This is a genomic window from Flexivirga meconopsidis, assembly GCF_026162425.1.
GTDB classification, from domain to species: Bacteria; Actinomycetota; Actinomycetes; order Actinomycetales; family Dermatophilaceae; genus Flexivirga; species Flexivirga meconopsidis.
Genome location: NZ_JAOBQJ010000002.1, coordinates 433,632 through 459,695, shown reverse-complemented (window position 1 = coordinate 459,695; position 26,064 = coordinate 433,632). Strand labels below are relative to the sequence as shown.

Below are 26,064 nucleotides of genomic sequence, written 5' to 3'. Positions count from 1 at the left end.
CAGGGCGAGGCGCCGCTTCGGGCAGCGGTGTGAGAGCTTGAGCGCGTGGTGACCACCGATCCGGATGCGCTGCGCGACCTGCTCCGCGCGGGTGATGTCGTCGCCCTCACCGGGGCCGGCCTGTCGACCGAGTCCGGCATCCCTGACTACCGCGGTCCGGACGGGGAGCGGCGATTCCAGCCGATGACGGCGCAGGAGTTGCTCGCCGATCCCGTTGCCCGGCAGCGCTATTGGGCCAGGTCGTATGTCGGCTGGCCGCGGTTTGCCGCGGCCCGTCCCAACTCCGGCCACTACGCGGTCGCTCGGCTGCAACGCGCCGGGGCAATCGGGCCGATCATCACCCAGAACGTCGACGGGCTACACCAGGGCGCCGGCGCCGACCGGGTCGCCGAGCTGCACGGCAGCCTCACCCATGTCGTCTGCATGCAGTGCGGGGAGCGCTACCGGCGGGAGACCGTCGACGAGTGGCTGACGCTGGCCAATCCGGACTTCGACCGCTCCGCCGAGGGTCCGTTGCGGCCGGACGGCGATGTCGCGATCGCCGACGAGCTGATCAGCCGATTCCACATCGTCCACTGCATCGTCTGCGGGTCGGACCTGCTCAAACCGGACGTGGTGATGTTTGGCGAGTCGGTCGCCAAAGACCTTGTCGAACAATGCTTTTCGTATGTCGAGCAGGCGTCTTCGTTGCTCGTGCTCGGCTCGTCGCTCGCCGTCATGTCCGGTTACCGATTCGTCCGGCGAGCGGCTCGGCTCGGCATACCTGTTGCGATCGTGACCCACGGCTGGACGCGTGCGACCGACGACGAGGTGAGCATCCGGCTGGATGCCCCGCTCGGCGCCACGCTCACCCGGCTCGCGCGCGACGTCACCCGCACGCCTGCCGACCAGGCCTAATCGTCACGCTGCTCAATTACGCTCGCCGGATGGATGTCGGTGAGGTGAGCGAGCTTATCCGATCGGTGCTGTCCTGGCCGGTCGCATTCCTGGTGGCGATCCTGATCTTCCGCCGGCAGATCGCCGGCGCGCTGGACCGGTTGCGCAGGTTCAGCGGAGGCGGCGTGCAACTCGAGCTGGACGAAGCACTGGCGTCGGCGCGGGCCAGCGCCGACGAGTCCGCGGGGGACCAGGCGATCGGGCCGCGCGCATCCCTGCCGGACGGCTGGGCCGATCGTGCCGAGGACGACCCGAGCGGGTTGATCCTCACCGCGTGGTCGGTGCTGGAGCGCAGGATGAACGAGGCGGCCCGGCAGGTCGACCCGCAGGTGCGCACCCGTACCGCGCCGCGCGGGGTGCTGGCTGCGTTGCGGGAGGCGGGCGTCGTCGATGCGCGGTTCGTCGATGCCGCCTGGAACCTCCGGCTCGTGCGCAACACCGTGGCACATGCACCAGGCGCTCGCCCGACGAAAGAGCAGGCGCTGAGCTTCGCCCGTACCGCCGCTCAGCTGATAGGCGAACTGCCGACCGGCTGAGCGGCAACGTGGGTACGCCGGCTCACACCCTGCGCAGCACCGCGGTGACCTTGCCGAGGATCGTGGCGTCGTCGCCGTCGATCGGCTCGTAGGCCTCGTTGTGCGGCAGCAGCCACACCTTTCCGCGGGTGCGTTTGAACGTCTTGACCGTCGCCTCGTTGTCGAGCATCGCGGCGACGATCTCGCCGTTGCTCGCGGTCGGCTGTTGGCGCACCACCACCCAGTCGCCGTCGCAGATCGCGGCATCGACCATCGAGTCACCGACCACCTTCAGCAGGAACAGGTCGCCCTCGCCGACGATCTGCTTCGGCAGGGGAAAGACGTCCTCGACGACTTCCTCGGCCAGGATCGGGCCACCGGCGGCGATCCGCCCCACGACCGGCACGTATGACGCCGACGGCCGCTCGTCGCCCAGGCCCGTCTCGTCGACGCTGGTCTCGTCGGCGGCGGTCACGCTGGAGCCGCCGCGGACACCGCGCTGGTCGCGACCGGCTTCGGGGTCGATCACCTCGATGGCGCGCGGTCGGTTGGGGTCGCGGCGCAAGTAGCCCTTGCGCTCGAGCATCGTCAGCTGGTGCGCCACCGAACTCGGGCTGGTGAGGCCGACGGCATCGCCAATCTCACGCAGGCTCGGCGGGTAACCGCGACGTGCGACGGAGCTGCGGATCACCTGGAGCACCTTGCGCTGCCGTGTGGTCAGGCTCTCACCTGACCGGTCCGGCAGCTTGTGAACTTTCGCCATCGCCTCATCTCCTGATCGACCCCGTGTCCGCGAAAACCCGCGCCGTTCTGCATGTTTCGGCCCGGGTCCGCGCGCGACCGCCGAGGGGCTGTCGGTGGTCGGTGCTTGTCTGATGCTCGTGAAACAAGAGTATGGGCTTCGGACACAGTTGCCAAACATCTGTACGACGCGTGTCTCGACAGTGTCGAACGTCCGTGCTATACATCGTACAGACGTCCTATCGCACACGCGTTCGCAACAGCGCGCGGTGGCGGAGGCCATGGTCCAGGAGGAAGAGATGAGTGCAGTCACCCAGTGGGAAGTGCCGGCGACCGTCCCGCCGCGCCCGCGGCGTCGCCTGCGGTCGGTCCCGACCGGCGCCGGCGCGACCGCCACGGTCGCCGGGGTGCCGCAGCGCCGTGCGGTCCCGGCGCGCGTCGGAGTCCGGCTCACCGCTCGCGGCCGACGGTTGGTGATCGGTGCCGCGGTGCTGGTCCTTTGTCTGTCGGGTGCCCTGGCGGCCCGTGCGTGGGCGGCGCCGCCGGCCCAGCCGCAGTCGGTCACCGTGCAGTCCGGACAGACGCTGTCCGAGGTGGCCCATCGCGCCTATCCGCAGCTGACCACTGGCGACGCGGTGGCCAAGGTGCAGCAGGCGAACGACCTGAATTCGTTGCAGGTGCATGCCGGTCAGCGGCTCAGTCTGCCGCGCTGATCGACTTTGCTGTCGGTTGGCGACAGCAAGAGCGTGGGTCCAACCGTGTCCTGGACTCACGCAATGGGCGGGTGCAGCACGGGATTGTGCTGCACCCGCCCGTTGTTGTCATAGGGGTAGGGGCGATCGGCGACTCGGGCTCGCGAGGCCCGCGACACGCCGTACGACACACCCGCAATCGGCCCCTGACCTGCACAGATTCGACACGACGCGCCGGTGCCTTGCGTGCTTGTGGTCCAGGTGCCTAACATCCCTACATCTAGTAGTTACATCGTTGGGATTCATCCACATCTAGTCCACACGTTGTCCCCAAGTCATCCACCGGATACCCACACCTTCATCCACAGGAGCGGGTTTCTCCGGGCTTGATCAGCGGGTGCGACGACCCTGTCCGACCTCGAAGGAGGAGCGCCATGCACTGCCCGTTCTGCCGTCACGACGACAGCCGCGTGGTCGACAGTCGCACCAGTGAGGACGGCACCTGCATCAAGCGCCGCCGGCAGTGCCCCAACTGCGGCAAGCGGTTCTCCACGCTGGAGACCGCGAGCCTCACGGTGGTCAAGCGGTCGGGAGCCAGCGAGCCGTTCAGCCGCGGCAAGGTGCTGGTCGGCGTGCGCAAGGCGTGTCAGGGCCGTCCGGTCAGCGAGGACGACCTGGCGCTGCTGGCGCAGCAGGTGGAGGAGTCCATCCGGGCACAGGGCGCCGCCGAGATCGACGCGCATGACGTCGGTCTGGCGATCCTGGGTCCGCTGCGCAGCCTCGATGAGGTGGCCTACCTGCGGTTCGCGAGCGTCTACCAGGCCTTTGAGGGGCTGGAGGACTTCGAGGCCGCGATCACCCTGTTGCGGGCCGAGCGCGAGCCCATCGGCGTCGAGCCGGAAGCCACTGTCGGTGGTCCCGACGACAATGAATGAGTGGGCGACGAGAGGGCTGGCGTCATACGCCACCCGCCGTTGATGAACGACCAATAGCAAGCAGCATCAAGCAATTTCAGGCAATTCACCGATCCGGTTCTGGAAGGAAGTTGGACATGACCGACACGGCAGACGTCAGCCCGCAGTCCCGTCGCGCCACGAGCGCTGGGAAGGGGTTGACCGTCGAGCGCATCTTCACCACGCCCGGCGTGCACCCGTACGACGAGGTCACCTGGGAGCGGCGCGACGTCGTCCAGCAGAACTGGAAGACCGGCGAGACGATCTTCGAGCAGCGTGGCGTGGAGTTCCCCGCCGACTGGTCGCTGAACGCCTCGACCATCGTCACCACCAAGTACTTCCGTGGCGCGCTCGGCACGCAGGCCCGTGAGACGAGCCTGAAGCAGCTCATCGACCGGGTCGTGCTCACCTACGTCAAGGCGGGCAAGGAGCACGGCTACTTCGCCACCGAGCAGGACGCCGAGATCTTCGAGCACGAGCTGACCTGGTCGCTGCTGCACCAGGTGTTCAGCTTCAACTCCCCGGTCTGGTTCAACGTGGGCACCAAGTCGCCCCAGCAGGTTTCGGCCTGCTTCATCCTGTCGGTCGACGACTCGATGGACTCGATCCTCAACTGGTACAAGGAAGAGGGCTTCATCTTCAAGGGCGGCTCGGGCGCCGGCCTCAACCTCTCCCGCATCCGCTCCTCCAAGGAGCTGTTGTCCTCCGGTGGCACCGCCTCCGGCCCGGTCTCCTTCATGCGCGGCGCCGACGCGTCCGCGGGCACCATCAAGTCCGGTGGCGCGACCCGGCGCGCGGCCAAGATGGTCGTGCTCGACGTGGACCACCCCGACATCGAGGAGTTCATCGAGACCAAGGCGCGCGAGGAGGACAAGATCCGCGCGCTGCGCGACGCCGGCTTCGACATGGACCTCGGCGGCAAGGACATCACCTCGGTCCAGTACCAGAACGCCAACAACTCGGTGCGGGTCTCCGACGAGTTCATGCGCGCGGTGCAGGACGGCACCTCGTTCGGGCTGCGTGCCCGGCACACCGGCGAGGTGATCGAGGAGGTCGACGCCCGCACGCTGTTCGACAAGATCAACAAGGCCGCCTGGGAGTGCGCCGACCCGGGTGTCCAGTACGACGACACGATCAACGCCTGGCACACCAACCCCGAGACCGGCCGGATCACCGCGTCCAACCCGTGCTCGGAGTACATGTCGCTGGACAACAGCTCGTGCAACCTGGCCAGCCTCAACCTGCTGAAGTTCCTGCGCGAGGACGACACCTTCGATGCGGCCACCTTCCAGAAGGTCGCCGAGCTGGTCATCACCGCGATGGACATCTCGATCTGCTTCGCCGACTTCCCGACCGAGGCGATCGGCGACACCACGCGCGACTACCGTCAGCTCGGCATCGGCTACGCCAACCTCGGCGCGCTGCTGATGGCCACCGGCCACGGCTACGACTCCGAGGGCGGCCGGTCGCTCGCGGCGGCCATCACCTCGCTGCTGACCGGCGCGGCATACAAGCGCTCGGCGGAGCTGGCCGGCATCGTCGGCCCCTACGCCGGATACGCCCGCAATGCCGAGGCGCACCAGCGGGTGATGCGCAAGCACCAGGCCGCCAACGACGCGGTCCGCACGCTGGACGCGATGGACTCCGAGGTGCACCGTTACGCGACCAAGGCCTGGGCCGACGTCGTGGAGACCGGTGCCCGCAACGGCTACCGCAACGCGCAGGCCTCGGTGCTCGCGCCGACCGGCACCATCGGCTTCATGATGGACTGCGACACCACCGGCATCGAGCCGGACTTCTCGCTGGTGAAGTTCAAGAAGCTCGTCGGCGGCGGATCGATGCAGATCGTCAACCAGACGATCCCGCGGGCGCTGGCCAAGCTCGGCTACCAGGACGAGCAGATCGAGGCGATCGTCGAGCACATCGCCGAGAAGGGCCACGTCATCGACGCGCCCGGTCTCAAGCCGGAGCACTACGAGGTCTTCGACTGCGCGATGGGGGAGCGGGCGATCGCTCCGATGGGTCACGTGCGGATGATGGCGGCGGTGCAGCCGTTCCTCTCCGGCGCGATCTCCAAGACCGTCAACCTTCCCGAGAGCGCGAGCGTCGACGACATCGCTGAGGTGCACCTCGAGGGCTGGAAGCTCGGGCTGAAGGCGCTCGCGGTCTACCGCGACAACTGCAAGGTGGGCCAGCCGCTGTCCGACGGCAAGAAGTCGGACAAGTCCGTGGGCACGGAGGCCGCAGCCGAGCCGGAGAAGGTCGTGGAGTACCGCCCGGTGCGTCGCCGGCTGCCCAAGCGCCGGGGCAGCCAGACCACCTCGTTCGCGGTCGGCGGCGCCGAGGGTTACCTCACCGCCGGCACCTACGACGACGGTCAGCTCGGTGAGCTCTTCCTGAAGTTCGGCAAGCAGGGTTCGACCCTGGCCGGGATGATGGACGCGTTCTCGATCGCCGTCTCGGTCGCGCTGCAGTACGGCGTGCCGCTGGAGACCTACGTCGAGAAGTTCACCAACATGCGGTTCGAGCCGGCCGGCATGACCGACGACCCGGACGTGCGCATGGCGCAGTCGATCATGGACTACGTCTTCCGCCGCCTGGCGCTGGATCACATGGACTTCGAGACCCGTTCGTTCATGGGCATCCACACCGCCGCCGAGCGGGCCCGCCAGCTCGAGACCGGCTCGTATGCCGAGGAGCGCGACGACGCCGACGAGGCTGCCGACGAGATCGCGTCCTACTCGCAGTCGGTCGGTGCGACCTCCAAGAAGAGCGACGAGGTCGAGCAGGCCGACGACTCCGCGAGCGCCGGCGCCGATGCGGCCGAGTCCGACCTCGAGTCGGGTTCGGGTGCGGCCGATGCGCGAGCGGTGTCCGGTGAGATCCACTCCTCGGCCGAGCTGCTGGAGAAGTTCCAGGGCAAGGCCGCGGACGCGCCGATCTGCATGACCTGTGGCACCAAGATGCGCCCCGCCGGTTCCTGCTACGTCTGCGAGGGTTGCGGCTCGACCAGCGGCTGCAGCTGAAAGCGCGCCATATTCGGCAGATGCAACGTGTGTGGGGTGTTACCGCTCGGTGACACCCCACACAGGCCGACTACTCAGGCCGGATTTAGTGACCGCAGGCAGCACAGCTCGGAGGAGCGAGATGACCGACAACTTGTGGAGGGTGCTTGAGCACACCAACGACTGGCTCCGGTTCGCCGACACCAAAGCCGCTGGCTCGCTAGCCGGATCTGGGGTGTTCGGAGGTCTGGCCGCCAACGCATTGTTCGACCACTCGACCCAGCTTTCCTGTACCGCACGTTTCTTCGTCGTTGCTGGGCTGGTCGCACTGCTGGCCGCGACTGCACTGGCCCTGTACGTGGTCGTTCCGCGGCTCAAGGTGGGCGAGCCCACCTCGCTCATCTACTACGAGCACGTTGCCCGCAAGTACAAGAAGGATCCGGATGCCCACCACGCGGACCTGATGAGAATGCTGGGGGACCCCGACGAGACAGGCAAACAGCTGGCTAATCAGATCTGGGCAAACGCAACCGTCGCCCGACAGAAGTATCTCTTCAGCAGTTGGAGCCTGCTCGCCCTCGCTATCGCGGTGCTGCTGCTCGCCGTCGGTACCGTCATCGCGGCCACGACTTGATGGACACCACCGATCATGACCATTCGCACTGAGCTCGAAGATTTCGTCACCAAGACGCTCCGCGAGCAATGGGTCACCCGCGACGGTCGCGTTGTGCCCGCCACTGATGACGTCGCGCTCAGCAACCTCGCAGTGACGCTCGACGCAACGGTCCTTTACGCGGATCTTGCGGGGTCGACGCAGATGGTGAAAGGCAAAAAGTGGCATTTCTCGGCGGAGATCTACAAGACGTTCCTTTACGCCAGCTCCCGGATGATCCGCCACCACGACGGCACCATCACAGCATTCGACGGCGACCGCGTGATGGGAGTGTTCCTGGGTGACAGCAAGAACTCGAACGCTGCTAAAGCAGCCCTGAGAATCAACTGGGTTGCCAAAGAGTTGATCCAGCCCGCAATAAAGAGCCAGTACCCTAAGTCGACTTACACCCTCAGACACAGAGTCGGTATCGACACCTCCACGATCCACGTGATCCGCGCGGGAGTACGGGGCAGCAACGACTTGGTCTGGGTTAGCAATGCAGCGAACAACGCCGCTAAAATGGCCGCGCTCGACCCAGTTTACCCGAGCTACGTCAGCGCCGCCGTCTACGGGCGGCTCAACAAAGAGGCCAAGTACAGCACCAAGAACGGCGAGGACCGATGGAAGGACCTCGGGACTCAGGACCTCGGCTACCGCATCTATGGGTCCACCTGGTGGTGGTCTCCGTGACGAGCCGGCCTGCCCTCTCCGCAGCGATCGCGCAGGTCGGGTCCTAACGATGGACGGCAACTTTAAGCCCTATTCCTACGTCGACAGTTCCGCAAGAATCGCTGACATCCTCAACCAGCCGGCCGGCCAGTTCGAGGAGGTAGACGCATTGCCGGACCGTGATCGACTGACCTACGCCAACGGCTTCTACGGTCGCTGCTCAGCGATCTTCATCGACATCCGCGACTCTTCAGCACTGACCACGAAGTACAAACGCCCCGCGCTGGCCAAGTTGTACCGTGCCTTCATCTCCGAGATGGTCGCCGCGCTTAATAGCGACCCCTACGTGCGCGAGGTCAACATCGTTGGCGACTGCGTTTGGGCCACCTACAACACCCCGCGCAAGTCCGATATCGACGACGTCTTCACCGTAGCCTGCCGCGCAAACACACTCAGCAAACTCCTGAACAAGCATCTCAGCAAGCGGGGCTATGACGAACTCACCCTTGGAATCGGGGTCGACTGGGGCAGGGTCCTGATGATCAAAGCCGGCTACAACGGCAGCGGCCTGAACGACGTCGTCTATATGGGTGATGTCGTGAATCGTGCCGCCCACTTGGCGCACAAAGCAGGCAGAGGCTGGACTTCAAAGCCCATGTGGGTCGGCCACGACTTCAATTCCAACCTCAATGTAGAGAACGCCCAATGGCTCACAAGTCAGTACGACACGGAGCTCGGAACCGTCTGCACCGGAAACGTGATCCTCACCACCATGTCTGAGTGGATCGACGAGAATATCTCCTGAGGCTCCGGATGCGCCTCGGTGGCGCAGCCGTTCAGGGAATCGTTGCGGGGCTATGCCAGGCCGGGTCTGCGCTTCCGGGAAGTCTGGTGGCCCGCTGGGCGCCGTTGTGACTGGCGCGGGATCGGCCGTGCGGTCATGCATCATTGTTGTATAGGATGCAACAATGACCAACCTCGTTACTGGGCGCTTTCAGGGCGCTGGCACTGCCTCAGACCCTGAGCGGACCACCTTCGCGGCCATGCAGGATGGCTGGGTAGCGCAGCAGCGGTCGCGGCAGCTGAAGGCTTCGACGATCGAGGGGAGACTGGCGGTGGTGAGGCGCTTCACCGAGTACTCGAACCAGTACCCCTGGCAGTGGACGCCCACCGAGTTCGAGGCGTTCGTCACGAGTCTGGCCGGGGCTCGACCGACGACGATCAGGGGCTACCAAGCGGCATTGAGGATCTTCCTCGAATACCTCACGAGCTCCGACTACGAATGGGTCAGCAAGTGCACGGAGCAGTTCGGGTCTGCGCCGAGCCAGGTCGTGACCGAGTGGAACAGCTACCACCACACCACGCCGTACGAAGGCGACCCTGGACGGCGTCCTTTGACCTATGACGAGGTCCAGAGGCTCTTCGACGCCGCCGACGGTCTCGTCGAGAGCATCCGAGGTCGGGGCCGGAAGGGTGCGATTGCTGCTCAACGTGACGCCATCGTGCTCAAAGTGGTCTACGCGTTCGGGCTGCGGCGTCGTGAACTTTGGGGGCTGGACATCGCCGACCTTCACGGCAACCCAAAGGTGCCTGACTACGGCAACGCGGGCTGCCTGTTCGTCAGGTGGGGAAAGAGCTCGCGTGGCGGTCCACCAAAACGGCGATCCGTCTTGCTGGTGCCGGAGATGGACTGGGTCATCGACCCACTGAAGCAGTGGATGGAGGACCTACGGCCAGCCTTTGGTCCGGTTGGTCACCCCGCATTGTTCCTGTCTGAGCGTGCCGGGCGCCTGTCACTGAGGTCGATCAATCGAGCGTTCAATGATGCCCGGCAGGAGGCAGGCCTACCGGAAGAGCTCGACCTGCACTCGCTTCGCCATTCCTACGTGACCCACCTGATCGAGTTCGACTACCCGGAACGCTTCGTTCAAGATCAGGTCGGGCACCAGTACGCCTCCACCACAGCCGTGTACGCCGGCGTCTCAGACGACTACCGGCATCGCCTCCTTCAGCGCGTCCTCGACCGCGACCGACACCGATGGGAGGATCAATCGTGATCCGTAAGATGGGCTACGACTGGCACCTGCGCCAGCTCATGGCGACGCAGGGTATGTTCCAAACGAGCGACCTGTTGCCACACCTCGAAGAGCGGGGAATCCACCTGTCCCGAGAGCAGGTGTACCGGTTGGTGACCCAGCCACCACAAAGGCTCTCCATGGACACGCTCGCTGCTCTATGCGACATCCTGACATGCGGGCCCGGAGACCTGATCAGCGTCTCGGTGGTGAACCGTGCGGTTGCCAAGACCGGCACAACTGCGGCTCAAGAGAGACCCCCCGTTCGGCGCTCGACCATTCGGCGGCCCAAGGGACTCTGAGGTGCCCACATGGCCGACCGACTCCCGGTTGGTCGATGCGGTTAGCGACCTGCTGGGAGAACCCAACGTTCGCGACACCGTGGCCGGGATCATCGCTTCCCTCAACCTCTACCCAAAGTCTCAGGTCGCCCTGCTCCAGTACTTGGAAATCAACCCGGACGCGCTGGTTTCCGGTCGCTCGGACGGTCCGGCGAGCCGCCTTGATCTCCTAAACGCCCTCGCCGACCCGTACCCCGATCTCGTCGTACCGGGCAAGTGCTCGGACTGCGGCCGACAAGTTCGCCTGAACCGTTGGGGCTCCGACGGCAATCGCATCTGCGGTACTTGTTACCTCTCACGGCGAACCGTGCCCTGCGGACGCTGTGGTCGCACACGGCCGGTCGGCGGACGCCACTCGGTCCTTGGGCTGGTCTGTTCTGGCTGTATCCATCACGACCCCGAGCGTCGTCACGAGTGCTCCGGATGCGGGCGGGTCCTTCCCGTGGCGACGAGGACCGCCGAGGGAGCCCCGCTGTGTCAGACCTGTAGGCCTCGCGATGCGTTCGTCTGCGCGGGCTGTGGGCGCACGCATACCGTGAGGAGCCTCGCCGTTGAGGGCGGCAGCTTGTGTTGGGCCTGCTACAAGCGCCACCACAAGCAGGCGTGCTCTCAGTGCGGTCGCGAGCACTCACAGGTCCCGAGGAGAGGACCAACGGGGGAGCGGCTGTGCGACAGGTGCTGGGATCCGGACCCTGTCGCTTGCCGGGACTGTGGAGAACCCACCTCGCCAAAGGTCAGACGTGTCAACGGTTCTCATCTCTGTTACCCGTGCTACGTGCGCAATCGTCCGCGGCGAACTTGTGCGGTATGTGCCCGGAATTCGCCGGTCTGGGCCCAGCTTCCGCTCGGTCCGGTCTGCAACGCGTGCTACCAGCGGATCCGGACAAAGCCTCAACGGTGTCCACAGTGCGGCGAGAACAGGCCACTGGTCGGCGCCTCGGACGATGACCAACTCGTTTGTGCCGCCTGTTGTGGTCAACCGCATCCGTGGACGTGTCACGCGTGCGGAGTTCTGGCAGCCCCCTACTCGCGAGGACGGTGCCCAAGGTGCACTGCTCAGGAGGAGATACTCGAGGTCGTCTCGCGCGATGGCGAGGTCCTCGAGATGCTCACGCCCTTGCTGGACTATTTCGACGTCGAGAGCCGGCCCATGACAGCTATCGGGTGGACGCGCAGTCGATCCGCAGCGATCCTTCGCCGACTCACCGCAGGCGACACCCTCACTCACGAGGCGCTTGACGATGAAACCAACCGCCCAGCGGCTGGATTCCTGCGCGCCCTTCTCGTCTTCACCGAGGTTCTGCCACCTCGGAACTCAGAGCTCGACGACACCATCGCGTGGCTTGCGCATCGACTCCGCAGCCTGCAACCCCAGAACCAGATGATCGTGCGCCGATACGCGGTCTGGCACGTCCTGCGACGAGCGAATCGGCGACCTCACCGCCCGGCTACTCGTCAACACGCACGCCAACGACTGCTGCTCGCGACGAGGCTCATGTCCTGGCTCGAATCCGAGGGCGACCAACTTAGCAACCTGTCACAGGAAACGTTCGATCGCTGGCTCGCCACCGGACCACCAGCTCGGGCCGAGATCCGTGACTTCGTCCGTTGGGCTCGCCGCCAAGGCTTGGTCGGCGGACTGCTCGTGCCCTTGCGACGCCACCGCCGGCCGTCAGAGTTCCTCTCCACAGACCAGCGCTGGGCCACTCTCCGCAGGTGTACGGTCGACGTCACGCTGCCGTTGAACCTCCGTGTGGCTGGCGCCCTCCTGCTTCTCTTCGCCCTCGGTCCAACCGCGTTAGTCACCATAAGGATCGAGCAGATCGTCCGCCGTGGAGACCACGTTGAGCTTCTCGTCGGTAGGACGCCGATCCAGCTTCCGGAAGCCTTGGCGGATCTCGTTCTGCAACAGCGGCAAGCGGCCGAACTGACCAACACCAGATGGCTTTTCCCAGGGAAGAACCCTGGCCGCCACGTCGACCCGAACAGCCTGGCCGTGCGAATCAAGCAGCGCCTGGATCTTGGAGTGCGGCCATCGAGGAACGCCGCCCTGGCGCACCTTGCCAAGGAGCTTCCGGTCCCCGTCCTGGCTGACTACCTGGGCCTCGCGCACAGCACAGCCGCCCAATGGGCGGAGCTGGTCGAGCACCAGTGGACCGAGTACATCTCCCTGCGCAGGGATGGGAACTCAGCCACCGCTGCAGGGAACCCTGCCTGGTTCGAATAGCGCACCCCTACCAGTATCGCGCATCCTTAAGCGAGGCTGACGGTCCCTCCGACCGCTGACGGCGAGATCTCGCCGTCAGCGGTCGGTTTCGTCGTCAGGGTGACAGACGGGTCCCGTCGATCGCCGGTGCCGGCACTCGTCGGGAAGCGTGCGCCGGCGCCGCCGCCCATCGCACGGCACGGCGCGCGGAAAACGTTTGCCGACGGGTAAGGTCGGGCCGTCGAACCGAGCGGCTGGGCGCGTCGTGCAGCCGCCGTCGATCCGGACCCGTGAGGAGGAAGCGCCATCGTCACCATCAAGGACGTCGCAGCGACGGCGGGGGTGTCGGTGGCCACGGTCTCTCGCGCGCTCAACAACCAGGCGACCGTCGACACCGAACTCGCCGAGCGGGTGCGGGTCGCCGCAGCCGAACTCGGGTACCGGCGCAACGGGGTGGCCCGCAGCCTGCGACTGCAGCGCACCGACGTCTGGGCGCTGATCATCTCCGACATCGCCAACCCGTTCTTCACCGCCGTCGCTCGGGGCCTTGAGGATGTCGCGCAGGAGCAGGGCTACTCGGTGGTGCTCTGCAACTCCGACGAGGACCCGGCCAAGGAGGCGCGCTACCTCGACGTCGCCGTGCGCGAGCAGGTCAGCGGGGTGGTGTTGTCGCCCAACGAGGTCAGCAGCGACATCTCCCACTTGCAACGCCTCGGTGTCCCGGTGGTGGCAATCGACCGCCCGCTGCGCGAGCCCGTCGACTCGGTGCTGGTGCGATCGGCCGCCGGTGCCGAGGAGGCGACCACACACCTTTTGCAGCAGGGCTGGCGTCGGCCGGCGTGCATCACCGGGCCGGAGTCGGCCGGCACCGCCGTGCAGCGGCTCACCGGCTATCGGCGAGCGATGGCCGCGCACAGTCGCCGCTCGCCGAAAAACCTTGTGCGGTATGCCGATTACCGCGCAGACCGTGCGGGACTCGCCGCAGCCGACCTGTTGGACGGGCGCTATCCGCCGGACTCGTTCTTCGTCGCCAACTCGGAGATGGCACTCGGCGTGCTCGAGGAGTTGCGCCACCGGCGTCTGGTGCCGGGCCGCGACGTCGGTTTGGTGGCCTTCGACGACGCACCGTGGACGCAGTTCACCGAACGCCCGCTCACGGTCGTGGCCCAACCGGCATACGAGATGGGCGTTTTGGCCGGTCGACTGCTGCTCGACCGCATCGGCGTGCCGCTGGACGCGCAGCCCGCTGCTCGCACTCGGCGACTACGCACCGAGCTCGTCGTGCGGGGGAGTTCGTTGCGCGACTGAGGGGTTGGCTACTTCAGGCCGCTGCTCTTCATCGATTCGATCAGCCAGCGCTGGCCGAGCAGGAAGACCAGGATCGTCGGGATGACCGCGATCAGTGACCCGGCGAGCACATAGTTGTATGCCGAGGCGTACTGCCCCTGCAGGCTCGACATTCCGACTTGCACGACCGCGAGGTCGGGGTTGGAGGTGATCACGAGCGGCCAGAGGAACGCGTTCCAGTTGGCCAGGAAGAACAACACCGACAGCGACGCCAGGGCAGGCCGGGACAGTGGCAGCACGACGTGCCAGAACAGGCGCGGGTAGCCGCAGCCGTCCAGCTGTGCCGCGTCCTCCAGCTCAGTGGGGAAGTTGAGGTAATACTGGCGCAGCAGGAAGATGCCGAACGCGTTGAAGATCATCGGCACGATCAGCCCCGCGAAGTTGTCGAGCAGCCCGAGGGCCTTGGCGATCAGGAACAACGGCACGAGGATCACCGGGAGCGACACCAACATCGTTGAAACCATCGCGCCGAGGACCAGTCCGCTCCCGCGAAAACGTAGTCGTGACAACGCGTATGCGGCCATCGAGTGGAAGAGGAGAGCAAGCACGGTGACCACGACCGAGACGATCGCGCTGTTGAGCAGGTAGCGCGGGAACGGCACCTCGGTGAGGACGAACTTCAGGTTGTCCCAGGTCCAGTGCGACGGCCAGCCGCCGGAGAACGACTCTCCCTCGGGCTTGAACGCGGTGAGCAGCAGCCAGACCAACGGGAACACGGTGAGGAGGGCGATCGCCCACGCCACGAGTGCTCGGGCCAGTTGGCCACCGGCGGGCCGCTTGCGCCGGGTTGCACGACGCGGTGGTGCCGGAGTGGTCGGTGCGGTTGTGCGGGATTCGGTGGTGTCAACGGGCATGGAGCCGTCCTCCTCCGGTGACCTTGAACAACGCTGCGGTGACGATGACCAGGAAGAGCACCAGCATCACGGTGATTGCTGCGGCATACCCGAAATGTCCGAAGCTGAAGGCCTGTTGGTAGATGTAGAACACGATGGTGGACGTCTGGTTGTCCGGTCCGCCCTTGGTCAGCACGTAGACCAGGTCGAAGGCCTGTAGGCCGGTGACCGACGCGACCAGCGAGGTGATCAGCACGAAGAAGCTGGTCGGTCCGAGCAGCGGCCAGATGACATGCCGGAAGCGCTGCCAGGCGCCGGCGCCGTCGACTCGAGCCGCGTCGAGGTGTTCGCCGTCGATGTCGTTCAAGCCGGCGAGGAAGAGCAGCATCTGGTAGCCCATCGAGTACCACACGCTGATCAGCACGTAGGTCGGCAGCGCCCATTTCGGGTCGCCGAGGAAGGACACGTCGCCCAGGCCGAACGGTCGCCCCATCTTGGTCAGGACGCCCTGTTTGTCCACCAGCAGGAACTGCCACAGCAGCCCGATCACCACCAGACTCAACGCATTCGGCAGGAATAGCAGAGTGCGGACCATGCCGACGCCGGGGAATTTGTTCCACACCAGCAACGCCAGGCCGAGGCCGAAGGCGAACGACAACGGCACGAAGAGCACGACGTACTTCACGGTCACGCCGATCGCCCGGCCGAGCATCGGGTCCGACAGCATCCGATGGAAGTTGTCGAGTCCGATCCACCGGTAGTTGCCGAATCCGTCGACGTCGAAGAGGGACAGGGCGAGCGCGAACACCATTGGTATGGCGACAAACACGAGCAGACCGATGGCGTCCGGCGCGAGGAACAGCCACGCCGCGCGGGTCTCCCGCTTGCGGCGCTCTGCCGACATCGCCGGCTTGCCGGCCGCCTTCGTGGTGATCGAGGTCAGCGCTGCCACGATGCCTCCCGCCCAGTGCGTCGGGTCGGCACGTCATACGAAAAGGGTTGGGATGTCACAGGATCGACCCGCCTCGGTAGGTGAGTAGGAAGTTGTCGATGACGTCTGATGCCTGGCGCGCGGCTCCGGCTGGCGCGTTCCCGCTCAGTTGAGTGCTCTGGATCGCGTCGGAGATCGCCTTGTAAACCTCCGGCGGATATCGCGGTTCCGACCGTAGGGTCGGTGCGATCGAGGTGGCGAAGGTCTTGAGTACGCCCGAGGTGAAATCGCCCTTCGCCTCAGCCGCCTTGCGGACGCTGGTCCGCGGCGGCAGGTTGGTTTTCGCAACGGTGTTCCAGCGTCGCGCCCGGTCGATGCCCGCGGCGTCGGTGGATGCCAGCGCCCAGGAGACGAAACGCGCTGCGGCCTCTGGGTTCTTGCCGCGCGCATTGACCGCGAACGCCCAGCCGCCACCGTCGGTGACCTGCTTGCCGCCCTCTGGGATCGGCAGCGGGAAGATGCCGTACTCGAACTTGGGGACCTGGGTCTTCAAGTCGGCCACCGCCCAGATGCCCGACTGCTGCATCGCGCAGTAACCGACCGCGAGATTGGACGGGGTGTCGCCGGAACCGCCGCCGAGTGCGGCCTTGGGAGCGATGCCACGGCGCTGGGTCTCCCGCCAGAAGCCCAGTGCGCCCCGAGCCGCCTCGGAGTCGAAGATGCTCTTGCCGTCCGCGACTGCACCGCCTCCGCCCTGCCAGAGGAACGGGTACCAGACGAAGTTCTGGTAGTAGCCAGGAAGCGTCTCGAACAGCGCCCCGAAGCGGTTGCGGTTGGTCAGTTTCGTTCCGACGTCGAGGAACTGGTCCCAGGTGCGTGGCAGATCGGACTCCGCCAGATGGGCCTGCTCGAAGGCACGTTTGTCGTAGTAGACCACCAGTGGCTCGATCTCCATCGGCAGCGCGTAGACCTTGCCGTCCACCGTGCGGGTGTCGAGCGCGCCCTTGACGTAGTCCTCCCGGGCTCCTTCGGGCAGATAGGGAGTGAGGTCCAGGAGGGCCCCGCCGTTCTGATAGCGCAGGAAATCTCCGGGGCTGATCAGGAAGATGTCCGGGCCTGATCCCGCGGAGAAGGCGGTCTGCAAGGTGTTGCCGTTCAGGTATGCCGAGCCGGCGATGAAGCGCGGGCGCACCTTCACGTCGTTGTTGCGGTTCCACTCGTCGGTGACGGACTTGAACCAGTCACTCGTCGTCGACGGGGTGGGGCTTGGTCCGTAGAAGTTCCAGAACGACAGATCGTTGGGGTCGTCGGAGCCGCACGCCGAGAGTGCGGCGGCGGCTCCAAGGCCGAGTCCCGCGCCGAGCAGTGCGCGTCGGGTGAGGACAGGGCGTGGGGAGGTCGACTGTTGCCCAGTGGCCGGTGTGGTCATGAGTTCCCTTGGTCGGGGGCACAGGGGAGATGTTCGGCTCTCGGTGAGAACGGACTGAACGGAAGAAAACGATTTCTGACCGTATGACGACAGGCTACGACGGTCAAGGACGTCGCGTGACCCAAATCACGACTTTCGGTTGACGGTCCTTCTCGCGGCTGTCTACATTCGCCTCGGAAGAAAACGATTTCTCACACTGCTGGGATCGACCTGGAGGCATCATGAGCAACGACCGCGTTCCTGTCGGTGCGGCAGCCAACGGGAGGCCGAGTCGGCGGTCGGTGCTGCGCTACGTCGGTGCGGCTGCCACGATCCCGGCCCTGACCTCGCTCGCGGCGTGCGGAGGGTCGACTGGTGGGCCGGCGTCGGCGGGCAACGGCGAGCTGTCGCTCATCTATCTGGGCGATGCCACGCAGCAGAAGGCGTTCCAGGCGCTGTTCGATGCCTTCCACAAGTCGCATCCGAAAATCAAGATCAAGGCAACCGGCATCGCGGCGGGGGACTGGGGTTCGTTTGCCAACACGGTGTCCACCCAGATCGCCGGTGGCAAGGTGCCTGACATCGTCGATGTCGCCACTGAGGGGCAACGCTTGTTTGCTGCCAAGGGACTGCTCGAACCACTGGACTCCTACATCAAGCGAGACAAGGACGTCACCGACGCGTTCTACGCAGGGATCGACCCGAACCTCAAGGAATGGACCACCAAGTACGGTTCTCCGGACGGCAAGACCTACTACATCCCTGGCGGTTACAACACGGTCGAGATGTATTGCAACACCGATGTTTTCGCCAAAGCTGGTGTGGACCTGCCGGCCCCCGACTGGACCTGGGACGAGTTCGAGACGGCAGGCCGTCAGATCAAGGCCAAGACGGGCGCGTACCTGCTCGGCATCGGTTACGGCTTCCCGTTCGGCGACATCATGCCGTGGCTACTGACCAACGGCGCCAGCACCCTGGACGCCGACTGGAAGAAGGCGACCTTCGACTCACCGGAGGCGATCGAGGCTGCCACCTTCGTCAAGAAGCTCTTGGACGCGGGGCTTTCGCCGAAGCCCGGCGGGGCCTTCGACGCACCGTCCGCGTTCGCCAAGGGCAAACTCGCCACGCTGGGCGGCGGTCGCTATGTCACCCTCGACATCCGCCGGCTGAAAATGGTGGAAAAGACGCGAATCGTCAACTGGCCGACCAAGAAGGGCAACGGTTCGCCGGTGGGGTGGGACGGCTGGCCGATCCTCAAAGCGTCCAAGAAAAAGGAGGACGCCTGGACATTCCTGAAGTGGCTGATGAGCAAGGAGGCGTCCGAGTTCTACGCCAGCATCGGTGGCACCAACATCCCCGCACTGACCTCGGTCGCGCAGAGCCAGGTCTTCCTGAAGGACGCCCCGAAGGGCTCGGAACTGCTCTCCAAGGCCATCGGATACGGCACGCCGATCCCTAGCCCCGACCAGGGTGCGCAGGTGCAGACGGCAGTCACCAAGGGCTGGCAGGCGGCGATCACCGGCACGTCGTCGGTGGAGGAGGCGCTGCGCAAGGCGAACTCGCAGATGCAGGCGCTTCTGTGAGCGAGGCCGACACGGCGCAACGCGCACCGTCGGTCGGTGCCGGCCATCGGCAGTGGACCGGCTTCGCCTTCGTGGCGCCGGCGACGCTGTTGTTCCTGGTGTTCATTCTCGGGCCGTTCATCGCGGCAATCGTGCTGTCGTTCTTCAGCTGGGACATGTTGACTGCTTCGAAGTTCAACGGGCTGGGCAACTTTCGGCAGATGTTCGGTGATTCGCTGCTCTACAAGGCGCTCGCGAACACGTTCATCTTCGCCCTCGCCTCTGTGGTCACCCACCTGGTCGGAGGGTTCTTGCTGGCGCTCGGCGTGAATCGGCTGACCGGCCGTGCGCTGTCGTACTTCGTGCGGACCTCCTTGTTCTTCCCGTTCGTGATCTCCTGGGCCGCCGTCGCGCTCCTGTGGAAGTACGTGCTCGACCCGACATTCGGCGTCGGCACCTACTACCTGGGCCAGCTCGGCATCTCGACGCCGGCCTGGTTCACCGATCCGAACTGGGCCCTGCCGGCGATCATCGCGATCGACTGGTGGCACACGATCGGCTTCACCTTCGTGATCATGCTCGCCGGGCTGCAGACGGTGCCGACCGAGTTGATCGAAGCCGCCCGATCTGATGGGTGCAACGGGTGGCAGGTGCTCTGGAATGTCACGATCCCGCTGATGTCGCCGACGATCCTCTTCGCCGGCGTCATCACGTTCATCGGTGCCTTCCAGATCTTCGACCCGGTGCAGATCATCACCCCGAACGGCGGGCCGGACAACTCGACCATCACTATCGTGATGTACCTCTACCAGAAGGGATTTCAGGCGTTCCAGGTCGGTTACGCCTCGGCGGTCTCCCTGCTGGTGTTCGTCATCATGGCCGCTGTCACCGCCCTGCAGTTCTGGGTCGGTAAGCGCTGGGTGCACGAGACATGAGCACGAGGAGCACTCGGCAGTTGCGTGCGAAGCGCCCCTCCGCCGGCCGTCTGCTGCTCGGCGTCGTGTTGCTCGCTGTCGGGCTGATCATGCTCGCTCCATTGGTTTGGCTGATCGTCGAGAGTTTGACCGGCGAAGGCGACGCCTTCGGGATCCCGCCCAACTGGATCCCGAAGCCGTTCACCGTCCAAAACTTCCGCGACATCGACGGGCTCATCCCGTTCTGGCGGATGGCGCTGAACAGCCTGATCGTCGCGACGATCTCAACCGTGGGCTCGGTGTTGGTGAGTGTCCTTGCGGCATACGGCTTTTCGCGATTGCCGTTCCGTGGGCGGGAGAAGCTCTTCGCGCTCATGCTCGCCGCGCTGATGGTTCCGGTGCAGATGACTGTCATCCCGGTGTTCGTGCTCATGCGGAATCTGCAGCTGATCGACACACTGCAGGCGCTGTGGCTTCCCGCCCTGATCAATGTTTTTGCGATCTTCTTCTTCCGGCAGTACTTCAACACCATCCCGAAGGAACTGGACGAGGCGGCCCGGATCGATGGCGCCGGCCACCTCTGGATCCTGTTCCGGCTGATCATGCCGCTGGCCGGTCCCGCGGTGGCGGCGATGTCGATCCTTAGCTTCGAGGCATCCTGGAACAACTACTTCGGACCGCTGATTTTCATCAGCAGCCAGGAGAAGATGACGTTGCCGATCGGGCTCGTGACTCTGCAAGCAGGACAGGGTGGTTCGTCGGTCGTGGTCTTCGCGGCGATCACCGCGGTCGTCGTGCCGGTGCTGGTGGTGTTCCTGGTCTTCCAGCGGGCCTTCGTGGCAAGCATCACCTCCTCGGGGATCCGCGGATGAGCACGGCGCAGACTCAGCACCTGGTGTTGCGCCGGTCGGTCCGAGGGCTCTGGGATCACCTGCCCATGCTGCTGGTCGCCTCGGTTGCGGTGTGCGTGGTCACCACGCTCGTGCTCCTCATCGCGCCCGGGGTGACGCCGCTGTCAACGCTGCTTGCCGCCGTGGCCATTGCGCCGTCCGTGGGTGCGCTCTTCGCGGTGGTCGACGATGTGCTGAGCCGCGATGAGTCCCGTCCCGCAACCTGGGTGAAAGCCCTCAGGAACGGCGCAATTCGCAGCATCACGGCAGTTCTGCCACTGGCCGTCAGTCTTGTGCTGACCCTCGTTGCAGTCGAGGTATGGCGGCGTACCCACATGCCGGTCGCCCTGGCTCCGGTCGGAGTCGGTGGCGCGACCACCACGCTCTTGGTTCCGGTGACCGTCGCGGTTCTGGGCGGCAGCGGTCTGATCGAACCGGGCACATCGGCCGGCGAGCGATGGGCACAGGCCTGCGGGCTCGTGCTGCGGTGGCCGGTCCGCTTCGCGGCGGCGCCGGCACTCCTGGTGGCCGGGGTGTGGCTCACGACACAGGTCACTGCTTCGATCGCCCTATTGGTGCCGGCACCGGTCGCGATGATCGCCGGTGCGGCACTCTGGACAAGTGCCGTCGAGGCCGGCTCGGCCAACTCGATCGATGGCGTCACGGTTGCCCGAAGCCGTTCCCTCCGAAAGGAATACGCATGACTTTCGATCTTGCCCGCCTGCGCAACGTGCAGACCCGGTCGATCTCGCCGGAGAACTTCGATGGCCGGAAGGGCGGTGGCGGCCGCGCGACGGAAGGGACCGGCGCCGCGTGCGCCGCCGAGCTCGGAGTCGGCTGGAAGATTTCACCCAGCGTGGACATCGCTGCTGGGAGCACCTTCGAGCTTGCTTCCATCGACGGGGCGGGGGTGATCACCCACCTGTGGCTAACCACCCACCGGGACAATTGGCGTTCGCTGGTGCTGCGGGCCTACTGGGATGGTGCGAATGAGCCTGCCGTAGAGGTGCCGCTCGGTGACTTCTTCGCCCAGGGCTGGGGGCAATTCGCTCAGGTCTCCTCGGCGATGGTCGCGGCCAACCCGCATGGCGGCTTCAACAGCTACTGGCCGATGCCGTTCTCCGACCGGGCGCGCCTGACGGTGGAGAACCTTGCCGACAGCAGCGTGACGCTCTACTACCAGCTGACCTATGAGACCGGCGACGGCAACGCCGGCACGGGGTACTTCCACGCGCAGTTTCATCGCTCCAATCCGTTGGGACGTGGGCAGACTCATCAGATCCTGGACGGTGTCGAGGGGCGTGGTCATTACGTCGGGACGTACCTCGCCTGGGGTGTGAACAGCCCGGGCTGGTGGGGTGAAGGTGAGATCAAGTTCTACCTCGACGGTGACCGCGATCAAGCCGACGGCGCGTTCCCGACGATCTGCGGGACCGGCACCGAGGACTACTTCGGCGGCGCGTGGAACTTCGACGTGCCGGGCAAGGGCTACACCGCCTACACCACGCCCTATCTGGGTATGCCGCAGGTCATCGCACCCGACGGGCTCTACCGATCTCAGCAGCGCTTCGGCATGTACCGCTGGCACGTCCCGGATCCGATCCACTTCGCCGAGGACCTTACGGTCGACATCCAGGCGCTCGGCTGGCGTCCCGGTCACCTCTACCGCGCGCTCACCGACGACCTCGCATCCACTGCGTTCTTCTATCTGGACAAACCCGTCGCACACCGGCCGCAGTTCGCGAGCCGGGAGGACCTCGAAATCACCGGCGAGCCAATGGAGGCCATGCAATGAGACCGAACTGGCGCGGCACGCGCGCGGCGGGCGCCGCGGTTGCTGCCGTACTCACCTGCGGGGCGATGGTTGGTGGATCGACGGCTGCGGCCAGCGATCGGCCGACGAGAGGGCTACAACTTCAGGTCGCGGACGCGCCCACGGTGCGGGCCGGTGCGGACGGTGACCTCTGGCCCAACTGCTGGGGTAGTGACGATCAGCTGTATGCGGCCTACGGAGACGGCCGGGGCTTCGGATTCACCGCCTCCGACATCGGCGTCACCCGGATCAGCGGCACACCAGCGAAGGGACTGCGCGGGGTGAATCTCGCACAGGGAGACCAGATTGGGCAGGTCTGGTCCGGCACCGGATACACCCGCAAGCCGACCGGTATGGCGTGCGTCGCGGGTAAGAAGTATCTCGCCGTGCAGGATCTGGCGTACGACTTCAACCGCGCGCCCGCTGCGACCATCGCCTCCTCCGCAGACGGCATCAACTGGTCCTGGGACCGCACTGCGCCGATGTTCTCCGGTGGCGTCTTCACCACGGTGATGTTCCTCGACTACGGCAAGGACTACCGCGACGCGCTGGACGGTTACGTCTACGCCTACGGGATCGATGGCAACTGGCGTGACTCCTACAGCGATGTCGTACCGGACCCGACCAGCCTCTATCTGGCGCGGGTGCCGCGCGACGCCGTGCAGGAACGGTCGAAGTGGCAGTTCTACCAAGGCCTTTCAGGCAGCCAACCGCAGTGGACGACCAACATCGAGGAGAAGCGGCCGGTGCTCACCGACACCCGAAGAAGCCCGCTCGGTCACTCGGTGATCAGCCAGGGCGGCGTGACCTACCTGCCCAAGTCGAAGCAGTACGTCTACACCTCCTGGACGGAGAACACCTTCGAGTTCTACGCCGCGCCGACGCCCTGGGGCCCGTTCCGCCATACCAACTCGGTCGACTTCGGACCCTACCCGTGGACCGCACAGCGATTCGGTGGTTACGGACTGTCCTTGCCGTCGAAGTTCCTCGCGCCCGACGAACGGAGCGCGTGGCTGCAGTCGAACGTCTGCCCGTGCGCCCCAGCCGGTATGGCGGACTACGACTTCTCATTGCGGAGAGTGCAATTCGTCGACGGGGCCTCCCGATGACGCTGGCCGACTGGCCGTGCGTGCGTACCTTCGGCGACCTCCACCTGTCCCGCGTCGCACTGCCCGTCGGCGGGATTGGCACCGGGACGATCAGTCTCGGTGGCCGTGGACAGCTGCGGGATTGGGAGCTGTTCAACCGACCGGCCAAGGGGCACGATCCGGCGGCGTTTCTCGCCCTGCGCACCGACGCCGAAGGTGAGGTGCGGGTGAAGGCGCTCGAGGCGCAGCTGCTGCCGGATGAGCTCGATGGCTCGCTCGGCAGTCCGGTGCCGCTCGGTGGGTTACCGCGGTTCGCGGCGGGCCGGTTCCTGGCGGCGTATCCCTTCGGCCGGGTCGAGCTGCGCGACCCACGGGTGCCGGTCGAGGCGACGGTCGGCATGTTCAACCCGCTCGTGCCCGGCGACGCAGACGCGAGCGGGCTGCCCCTGGCCGTCCTCCGCATCGGACTGCGTAACACTGCGGACCGGGTGGTGCGGGCAGCGGTGTGCCTCAGCGTGCCCAATGTCATCGGTTACCGAGCGGGAGAGCTGCTGCCCGACGGCAACACCTTCAAGCCTGCCGAGTTCGAAGACGGCACAATGCTGCTCGGGTCTTCTTCGCACGTGCGAAGCGAGGCCGAAAGCCACGGCACAATCGCCTTGGCGACGATTGGGCGAGCCGCCGACAGCACCCGCACCACGTGGGCCCACCGCTCATGGGGTGATTCGTTGCTCGACTTCTGGGACGACTTCGAGCAGGACGGACGACTCGACGAACCGCCGGATCCGGCGCGGGTGCCGACGGCCTCGCTCGTCCAGCAGGTCGAACTCGCACCGGGCGCCGCCGGAGAGCTCACCTTCGCGATCGCCTGGCATTTCCCGAACCGTCGTGCCTGGAGTCACACCTTCCGCCCGGCGCCGGACTTCGGTTACGGCGAGGAGATAGTCGGCAACCACTACACGCAGTTGTATGACGATGCGGCCGATGTGCTTCGCCGATCGGCCGCCCGACTGCCCGCGCTGGAGAGCAGCAGCCTGGATTTCGTCAGGTTGGTCACCGACTCCGATCTGCCTACGGTGGTTCAGGATTCGACCCTGTCGACGCTCGCGACGCTGCGATCGACCACCTGCTTCCGGATCGCCGACGGCACCTTCCTCGCCTGGGAGGGCAGCAACGGCGATCACGGCAGCTGTCACGGGAGTTGCACCCACGTCTGGAATTACCAGTACGCGCTGGAACAGCTCTACCCGCAGCTGGCCTGGACCATGCGCGAGGTCGAACTACTCCACGCGCTCGATGAGCAGGGATTGATGAGCTTCCGGGCCGGGCTGCCGCTTGCCACCGAGGGTCGCGGCTGGCGGGTCGCGGCTGCCGACGGGCAGATGGGTGCCCTGGTGCGGTTGCACCGCACCTGGCAGCTCACTGGTGACACCGATCGGCTTCGCGCCTTGTGGCCAGGAGCCCGTCGGGCCATGGAGTTTGCGTGGATCGACAATGGCTGGGACGGCGACCGAGACGGGCTGATGGAGGGCTGCCAGCACAACACGATGGACGTGGAGTATTACGGCCCCAACGGTGTTGGGCAGTCGTGGTACCTCGCGGCTCTGGGCGCCATGGAGCAGCTCGCGGATGTCGTCGGAGACGAGGACTTCGCGATCGAGTGTGGCCGGCTCCGGGACAGGGGCGCCGAGCTGACCGAACGCGAGCTGTTCAACGGCTCGTTCTACGAGCAACGGGTGCTTCCGCCGGGGGATGCCTCGCACATCGCACCCGGCCTACGGATCCGGCACACCGGCGACAACCCCGACATGGGTTCGGACGATCTGGTCGATCCTGATCTGCAGCTCGGACCAGGCTGTGCCGCAGACCAATTGGCCGGTGTGACGATGGCGGATCTGGCTGGGATACGGCACGGTCTCGACCCGGAGCACGTGCGCACGACGCTGCTGTCCATCTGGCGCCACAACCATCGCGAGGAGTTCGGCGACCACTTCAATCATCTCCGGACGTTCGCCGCTGCAGGGGAGCGCGGGTTGCTCAACTGCACCTATCCGGCAGGCGGTCGCCCCGAGAGACCCTCGCCATACGTCGGGGAGACCTGGACGGGGCTGGAGTACACCGCTGCGGCCGGACTCGCGACGTGCGGCGAGCACGCGGTGGCCGAACGCATCGCGCGCGATGTGCGGGCACGCTACGACGGCCGAGCGCGTAACCCTTTCAACGAGATCGAGTGCGGCAACCACTACGTGCGGTCGATGGCCGCCTTTGGGTTGGTGCACGCCTGGGCGGCGATCGTGGTGGACCGGGCAACGGGTGTGATCAGCGCCCGCCGGGTGCCGGGCCGCTGGCCGGTCGTGGCCGGCGATTGCCTCGGCTCGCTGTCCATCGATGACACGGGAGCCAGCTATGAGCCGCTCCGCGGGCCGGCCCTCGCCGTCGAGATCTCAGATCCGTAGAAGACCGAAACGACAGTGACCCAACATGACTCGG

23 protein-coding genes are annotated in these 26,064 nt (G+C 65.8%); 19 read left to right on the top strand and 4 right to left on the bottom strand.

The features are described 5' to 3' along the window. Positions 1 to 45: 45 nt before the first annotated feature. Both N2M23_RS07505 and N2M23_RS07500 read left to right on the top strand, forming a co-directional pair. Entirely contained in the window at positions 46 to 897 is an 852-nt protein-coding gene (locus tag N2M23_RS07505; RefSeq protein WP_265444465.1) for a Sir2 family NAD-dependent protein deacetylase, read from the top strand. A 44-nt stretch (positions 898 to 941) separates the two neighbouring features. Next, positions 942 to 1,472: a hypothetical protein gene (locus N2M23_RS07500; protein WP_265444463.1), complete on the top strand. Its 531-nt coding sequence runs from the start codon at positions 942 to 944 to the stop codon at positions 1,470 to 1,472. 22 nt (positions 1,473 to 1,494) lie between these two features. Here the strand turns inward: N2M23_RS07500 and lexA are convergent, their stop codons facing one another. Next, positions 1,495 to 2,214 carry a transcriptional repressor LexA gene (gene lexA / locus N2M23_RS07495; RefSeq protein ID WP_265444461.1) on the bottom strand — a complete coding sequence of 240 codons (720 nt, stop codon included), beginning with the start codon at positions 2,212 to 2,214 and terminating at the stop codon, positions 1,495 to 1,497. 277 nt (positions 2,215 to 2,491) lie between these two features. Here lexA and N2M23_RS07490 point away from each other — a divergent pair, with 277 nt between their 5' ends. The 10 genes from N2M23_RS07490 (at position 2,492) to N2M23_RS07445 (ending at position 14,096) form a co-directional block, all read left to right on the top strand. Further along, positions 2,492 to 2,905, top strand: a complete 414-nt coding sequence (locus N2M23_RS07490; RefSeq protein WP_265444460.1) for a LysM peptidoglycan-binding domain-containing protein — start codon at positions 2,492 to 2,494, stop codon at positions 2,903 to 2,905. A 413-nt stretch (positions 2,906 to 3,318) separates the two neighbouring features. Continuing rightward, positions 3,319 to 3,819 (top strand): transcriptional regulator NrdR, encoded by a 501-nt coding sequence (gene nrdR / locus N2M23_RS07485; protein ID WP_265444459.1) that lies wholly within the window; start codon positions 3,319 to 3,321, stop codon positions 3,817 to 3,819. A 116-nt stretch (positions 3,820 to 3,935) separates the two neighbouring features. Further along, complete coding sequence (locus tag N2M23_RS07480) at positions 3,936 to 6,863, top strand: vitamin B12-dependent ribonucleotide reductase (RefSeq protein ID WP_265444457.1); 2,928 nt, start codon at positions 3,936 to 3,938, stop codon at positions 6,861 to 6,863. A gap of 121 nt (positions 6,864 to 6,984) precedes the next feature. Then, entirely contained in the window at positions 6,985 to 7,476 is a 492-nt protein-coding gene (locus N2M23_RS07475; protein ID WP_265444455.1) for a Pycsar system effector family protein, read from the top strand. Positions 7,477 to 7,491: 15 nt separating this feature from the next. After that, entirely contained in the window at positions 7,492 to 8,187 is a 696-nt protein-coding gene (locus N2M23_RS07470; protein WP_265444454.1) for a hypothetical protein, read from the top strand. A gap of 49 nt (positions 8,188 to 8,236) precedes the next feature. Continuing rightward, positions 8,237 to 8,971 carry an adenylate/guanylate cyclase domain-containing protein gene (locus N2M23_RS07465; protein ID WP_265444452.1) on the top strand — a complete coding sequence of 245 codons (735 nt, stop codon included), beginning with the start codon at positions 8,237 to 8,239 and terminating at the stop codon, positions 8,969 to 8,971. Positions 8,972 to 9,134: 163 nt separating this feature from the next. Beyond that, positions 9,135 to 10,223 (top strand): tyrosine-type recombinase/integrase, encoded by a 1,089-nt coding sequence (locus N2M23_RS07460; RefSeq protein WP_265444451.1) that lies wholly within the window; start codon positions 9,135 to 9,137, stop codon positions 10,221 to 10,223. Then, complete coding sequence (locus N2M23_RS07455; protein WP_265444450.1) at positions 10,220 to 10,543, top strand: helix-turn-helix domain-containing protein; 324 nt, start codon at positions 10,220 to 10,222, stop codon at positions 10,541 to 10,543. The genes N2M23_RS07460 and N2M23_RS07455 overlap by 4 nt, the downstream gene beginning before the upstream one ends. 1,144 nt (positions 10,544 to 11,687) lie before the next feature. After that, the gene (locus N2M23_RS07450) at positions 11,688 to 12,809 is read left to right on the top strand and encodes a hypothetical protein (protein WP_265444449.1); all 1,122 of its coding nucleotides are present in this window, start codon (positions 11,688 to 11,690) and stop codon (positions 12,807 to 12,809) included. A 285-nt stretch (positions 12,810 to 13,094) separates the two neighbouring features. After that, positions 13,095 to 14,096 (top strand): LacI family DNA-binding transcriptional regulator, encoded by a 1,002-nt coding sequence (locus N2M23_RS07445; protein ID WP_341870592.1) that lies wholly within the window; start codon positions 13,095 to 13,097, stop codon positions 14,094 to 14,096. Positions 14,097 to 14,104: 8 nt separating this feature from the next. Here N2M23_RS07445 and N2M23_RS07440 read toward each other — a convergent pair whose 3' ends face one another. Genes N2M23_RS07440 through N2M23_RS07430 form a run of 3 tightly spaced genes read right to left on the bottom strand, consistent with a single transcriptional unit; the run spans position 14,105 to position 17,328 of the window. Then, positions 14,105 to 14,989, bottom strand: a complete 885-nt coding sequence (locus tag N2M23_RS07440; protein ID WP_265444447.1) for a carbohydrate ABC transporter permease — start codon at positions 14,987 to 14,989, stop codon at positions 14,105 to 14,107. Beyond that, entirely contained in the window at positions 14,979 to 15,920 is a 942-nt protein-coding gene (locus tag N2M23_RS07435; protein WP_265444445.1) for a carbohydrate ABC transporter permease, read from the bottom strand. The genes N2M23_RS07440 and N2M23_RS07435 overlap by 11 nt, the downstream gene beginning before the upstream one ends. Positions 15,921 to 15,975: 55 nt before the next feature. Then, on the bottom strand, positions 15,976 to 17,328 hold the full coding sequence (locus N2M23_RS07430; protein ID WP_265444443.1) for an ABC transporter substrate-binding protein: 1,353 nt from the start codon (positions 17,326 to 17,328) through the stop codon (positions 15,976 to 15,978). 221 nt (positions 17,329 to 17,549) lie between these two features. On the opposite strand from N2M23_RS07430, the gene N2M23_RS07425 reads away from it, so the two are divergent. From N2M23_RS07425 to N2M23_RS07395, 7 genes are read left to right on the top strand one after another with little or no spacing between them, the layout of a single operon-like run. Continuing rightward, on the top strand, positions 17,550 to 18,890 hold the full coding sequence (locus tag N2M23_RS07425; RefSeq protein WP_265444442.1) for an ABC transporter substrate-binding protein: 1,341 nt from the start codon (positions 17,550 to 17,552) through the stop codon (positions 18,888 to 18,890). Beyond that, positions 18,887 to 19,804 carry a carbohydrate ABC transporter permease gene (locus N2M23_RS07420; protein ID WP_265444440.1) on the top strand — a complete coding sequence of 306 codons (918 nt, stop codon included), beginning with the start codon at positions 18,887 to 18,889 and terminating at the stop codon, positions 19,802 to 19,804. The genes N2M23_RS07425 and N2M23_RS07420 overlap by 4 nt, the downstream gene beginning before the upstream one ends. Further along, positions 19,801 to 20,655 (top strand): carbohydrate ABC transporter permease, encoded by an 855-nt coding sequence (locus N2M23_RS07415; protein WP_265444438.1) that lies wholly within the window; start codon positions 19,801 to 19,803, stop codon positions 20,653 to 20,655. The genes N2M23_RS07420 and N2M23_RS07415 overlap by 4 nt, the downstream gene beginning before the upstream one ends. After that, positions 20,652 to 21,377: a hypothetical protein gene (locus tag N2M23_RS07410; protein WP_265444437.1), complete on the top strand. Its 726-nt coding sequence runs from the start codon at positions 20,652 to 20,654 to the stop codon at positions 21,375 to 21,377. The genes N2M23_RS07415 and N2M23_RS07410 overlap by 4 nt, the downstream gene beginning before the upstream one ends. Then, positions 21,374 to 22,468 (top strand): glycoside hydrolase family 172 protein, encoded by a 1,095-nt coding sequence (locus N2M23_RS07405; protein ID WP_265444435.1) that lies wholly within the window; start codon positions 21,374 to 21,376, stop codon positions 22,466 to 22,468. The genes N2M23_RS07410 and N2M23_RS07405 overlap by 4 nt, the downstream gene beginning before the upstream one ends. After that, positions 22,465 to 23,595 carry a DUF4185 domain-containing protein gene (locus N2M23_RS07400; RefSeq protein ID WP_265444433.1) on the top strand — a complete coding sequence of 377 codons (1,131 nt, stop codon included), beginning with the start codon at positions 22,465 to 22,467 and terminating at the stop codon, positions 23,593 to 23,595. Before N2M23_RS07405 ends, N2M23_RS07400 begins: the two co-directional genes overlap by 4 nt. Beyond that, positions 23,592 to 26,030, top strand: coding sequence for a GH116 family glycosyl-hydrolase (locus N2M23_RS07395; protein WP_265444431.1), 2,439 nt, complete (start codon positions 23,592 to 23,594; stop codon positions 26,028 to 26,030). Before N2M23_RS07400 ends, N2M23_RS07395 begins: the two co-directional genes overlap by 4 nt. Positions 26,031 to 26,064: the final 34 nt, after the last annotated feature.

Coding starts and splice junctions, on each gene's coding strand:
- N2M23_RS07415 (WP_265444438.1), top strand. CDS start 19,801: ATGAGCACGAGGAGCACTCGGCAGTTGCGTGCGAAGCGCCCCTCCGCC.
- N2M23_RS07440 (WP_265444447.1), bottom strand. CDS start 14,989: ATGCCCGTTGACACCACCGAATCCCGCACAACCGCACCGACCACTCCG.
- N2M23_RS07405 (WP_265444435.1), top strand. CDS start 21,374: ATGACTTTCGATCTTGCCCGCCTGCGCAACGTGCAGACCCGGTCGATC.
- N2M23_RS07430 (WP_265444443.1), bottom strand. CDS start 17,328: ATGACCACACCGGCCACTGGGCAACAGTCGACCTCCCCACGCCCTGTC.
- N2M23_RS07425 (WP_265444442.1), top strand. CDS start 17,550: ATGAGCAACGACCGCGTTCCTGTCGGTGCGGCAGCCAACGGGAGGCCG.
- N2M23_RS07465 (WP_265444452.1), top strand. CDS start 8,237: ATGGACGGCAACTTTAAGCCCTATTCCTACGTCGACAGTTCCGCAAGA.
- N2M23_RS07490 (WP_265444460.1), top strand. CDS start 2,492: ATGAGTGCAGTCACCCAGTGGGAAGTGCCGGCGACCGTCCCGCCGCGC.
- N2M23_RS07480 (WP_265444457.1), top strand. CDS start 3,936: ATGACCGACACGGCAGACGTCAGCCCGCAGTCCCGTCGCGCCACGAGC.
- N2M23_RS07460 (WP_265444451.1), top strand. CDS start 9,135: ATGACCAACCTCGTTACTGGGCGCTTTCAGGGCGCTGGCACTGCCTCA.
- N2M23_RS07450 (WP_265444449.1), top strand. CDS start 11,688: ATGCTCACGCCCTTGCTGGACTATTTCGACGTCGAGAGCCGGCCCATG.
- N2M23_RS07400 (WP_265444433.1), top strand. CDS start 22,465: ATGAGACCGAACTGGCGCGGCACGCGCGCGGCGGGCGCCGCGGTTGCT.
- N2M23_RS07470 (WP_265444454.1), top strand. CDS start 7,492: ATGACCATTCGCACTGAGCTCGAAGATTTCGTCACCAAGACGCTCCGC.
- N2M23_RS07395 (WP_265444431.1), top strand. CDS start 23,592: ATGACGCTGGCCGACTGGCCGTGCGTGCGTACCTTCGGCGACCTCCAC.
- lexA (WP_265444461.1), bottom strand. CDS start 2,214: ATGGCGAAAGTTCACAAGCTGCCGGACCGGTCAGGTGAGAGCCTGACC.
- N2M23_RS07410 (WP_265444437.1), top strand. CDS start 20,652: ATGAGCACGGCGCAGACTCAGCACCTGGTGTTGCGCCGGTCGGTCCGA.
- nrdR (WP_265444459.1), top strand. CDS start 3,319: ATGCACTGCCCGTTCTGCCGTCACGACGACAGCCGCGTGGTCGACAGT.
- N2M23_RS07475 (WP_265444455.1), top strand. CDS start 6,985: ATGACCGACAACTTGTGGAGGGTGCTTGAGCACACCAACGACTGGCTC.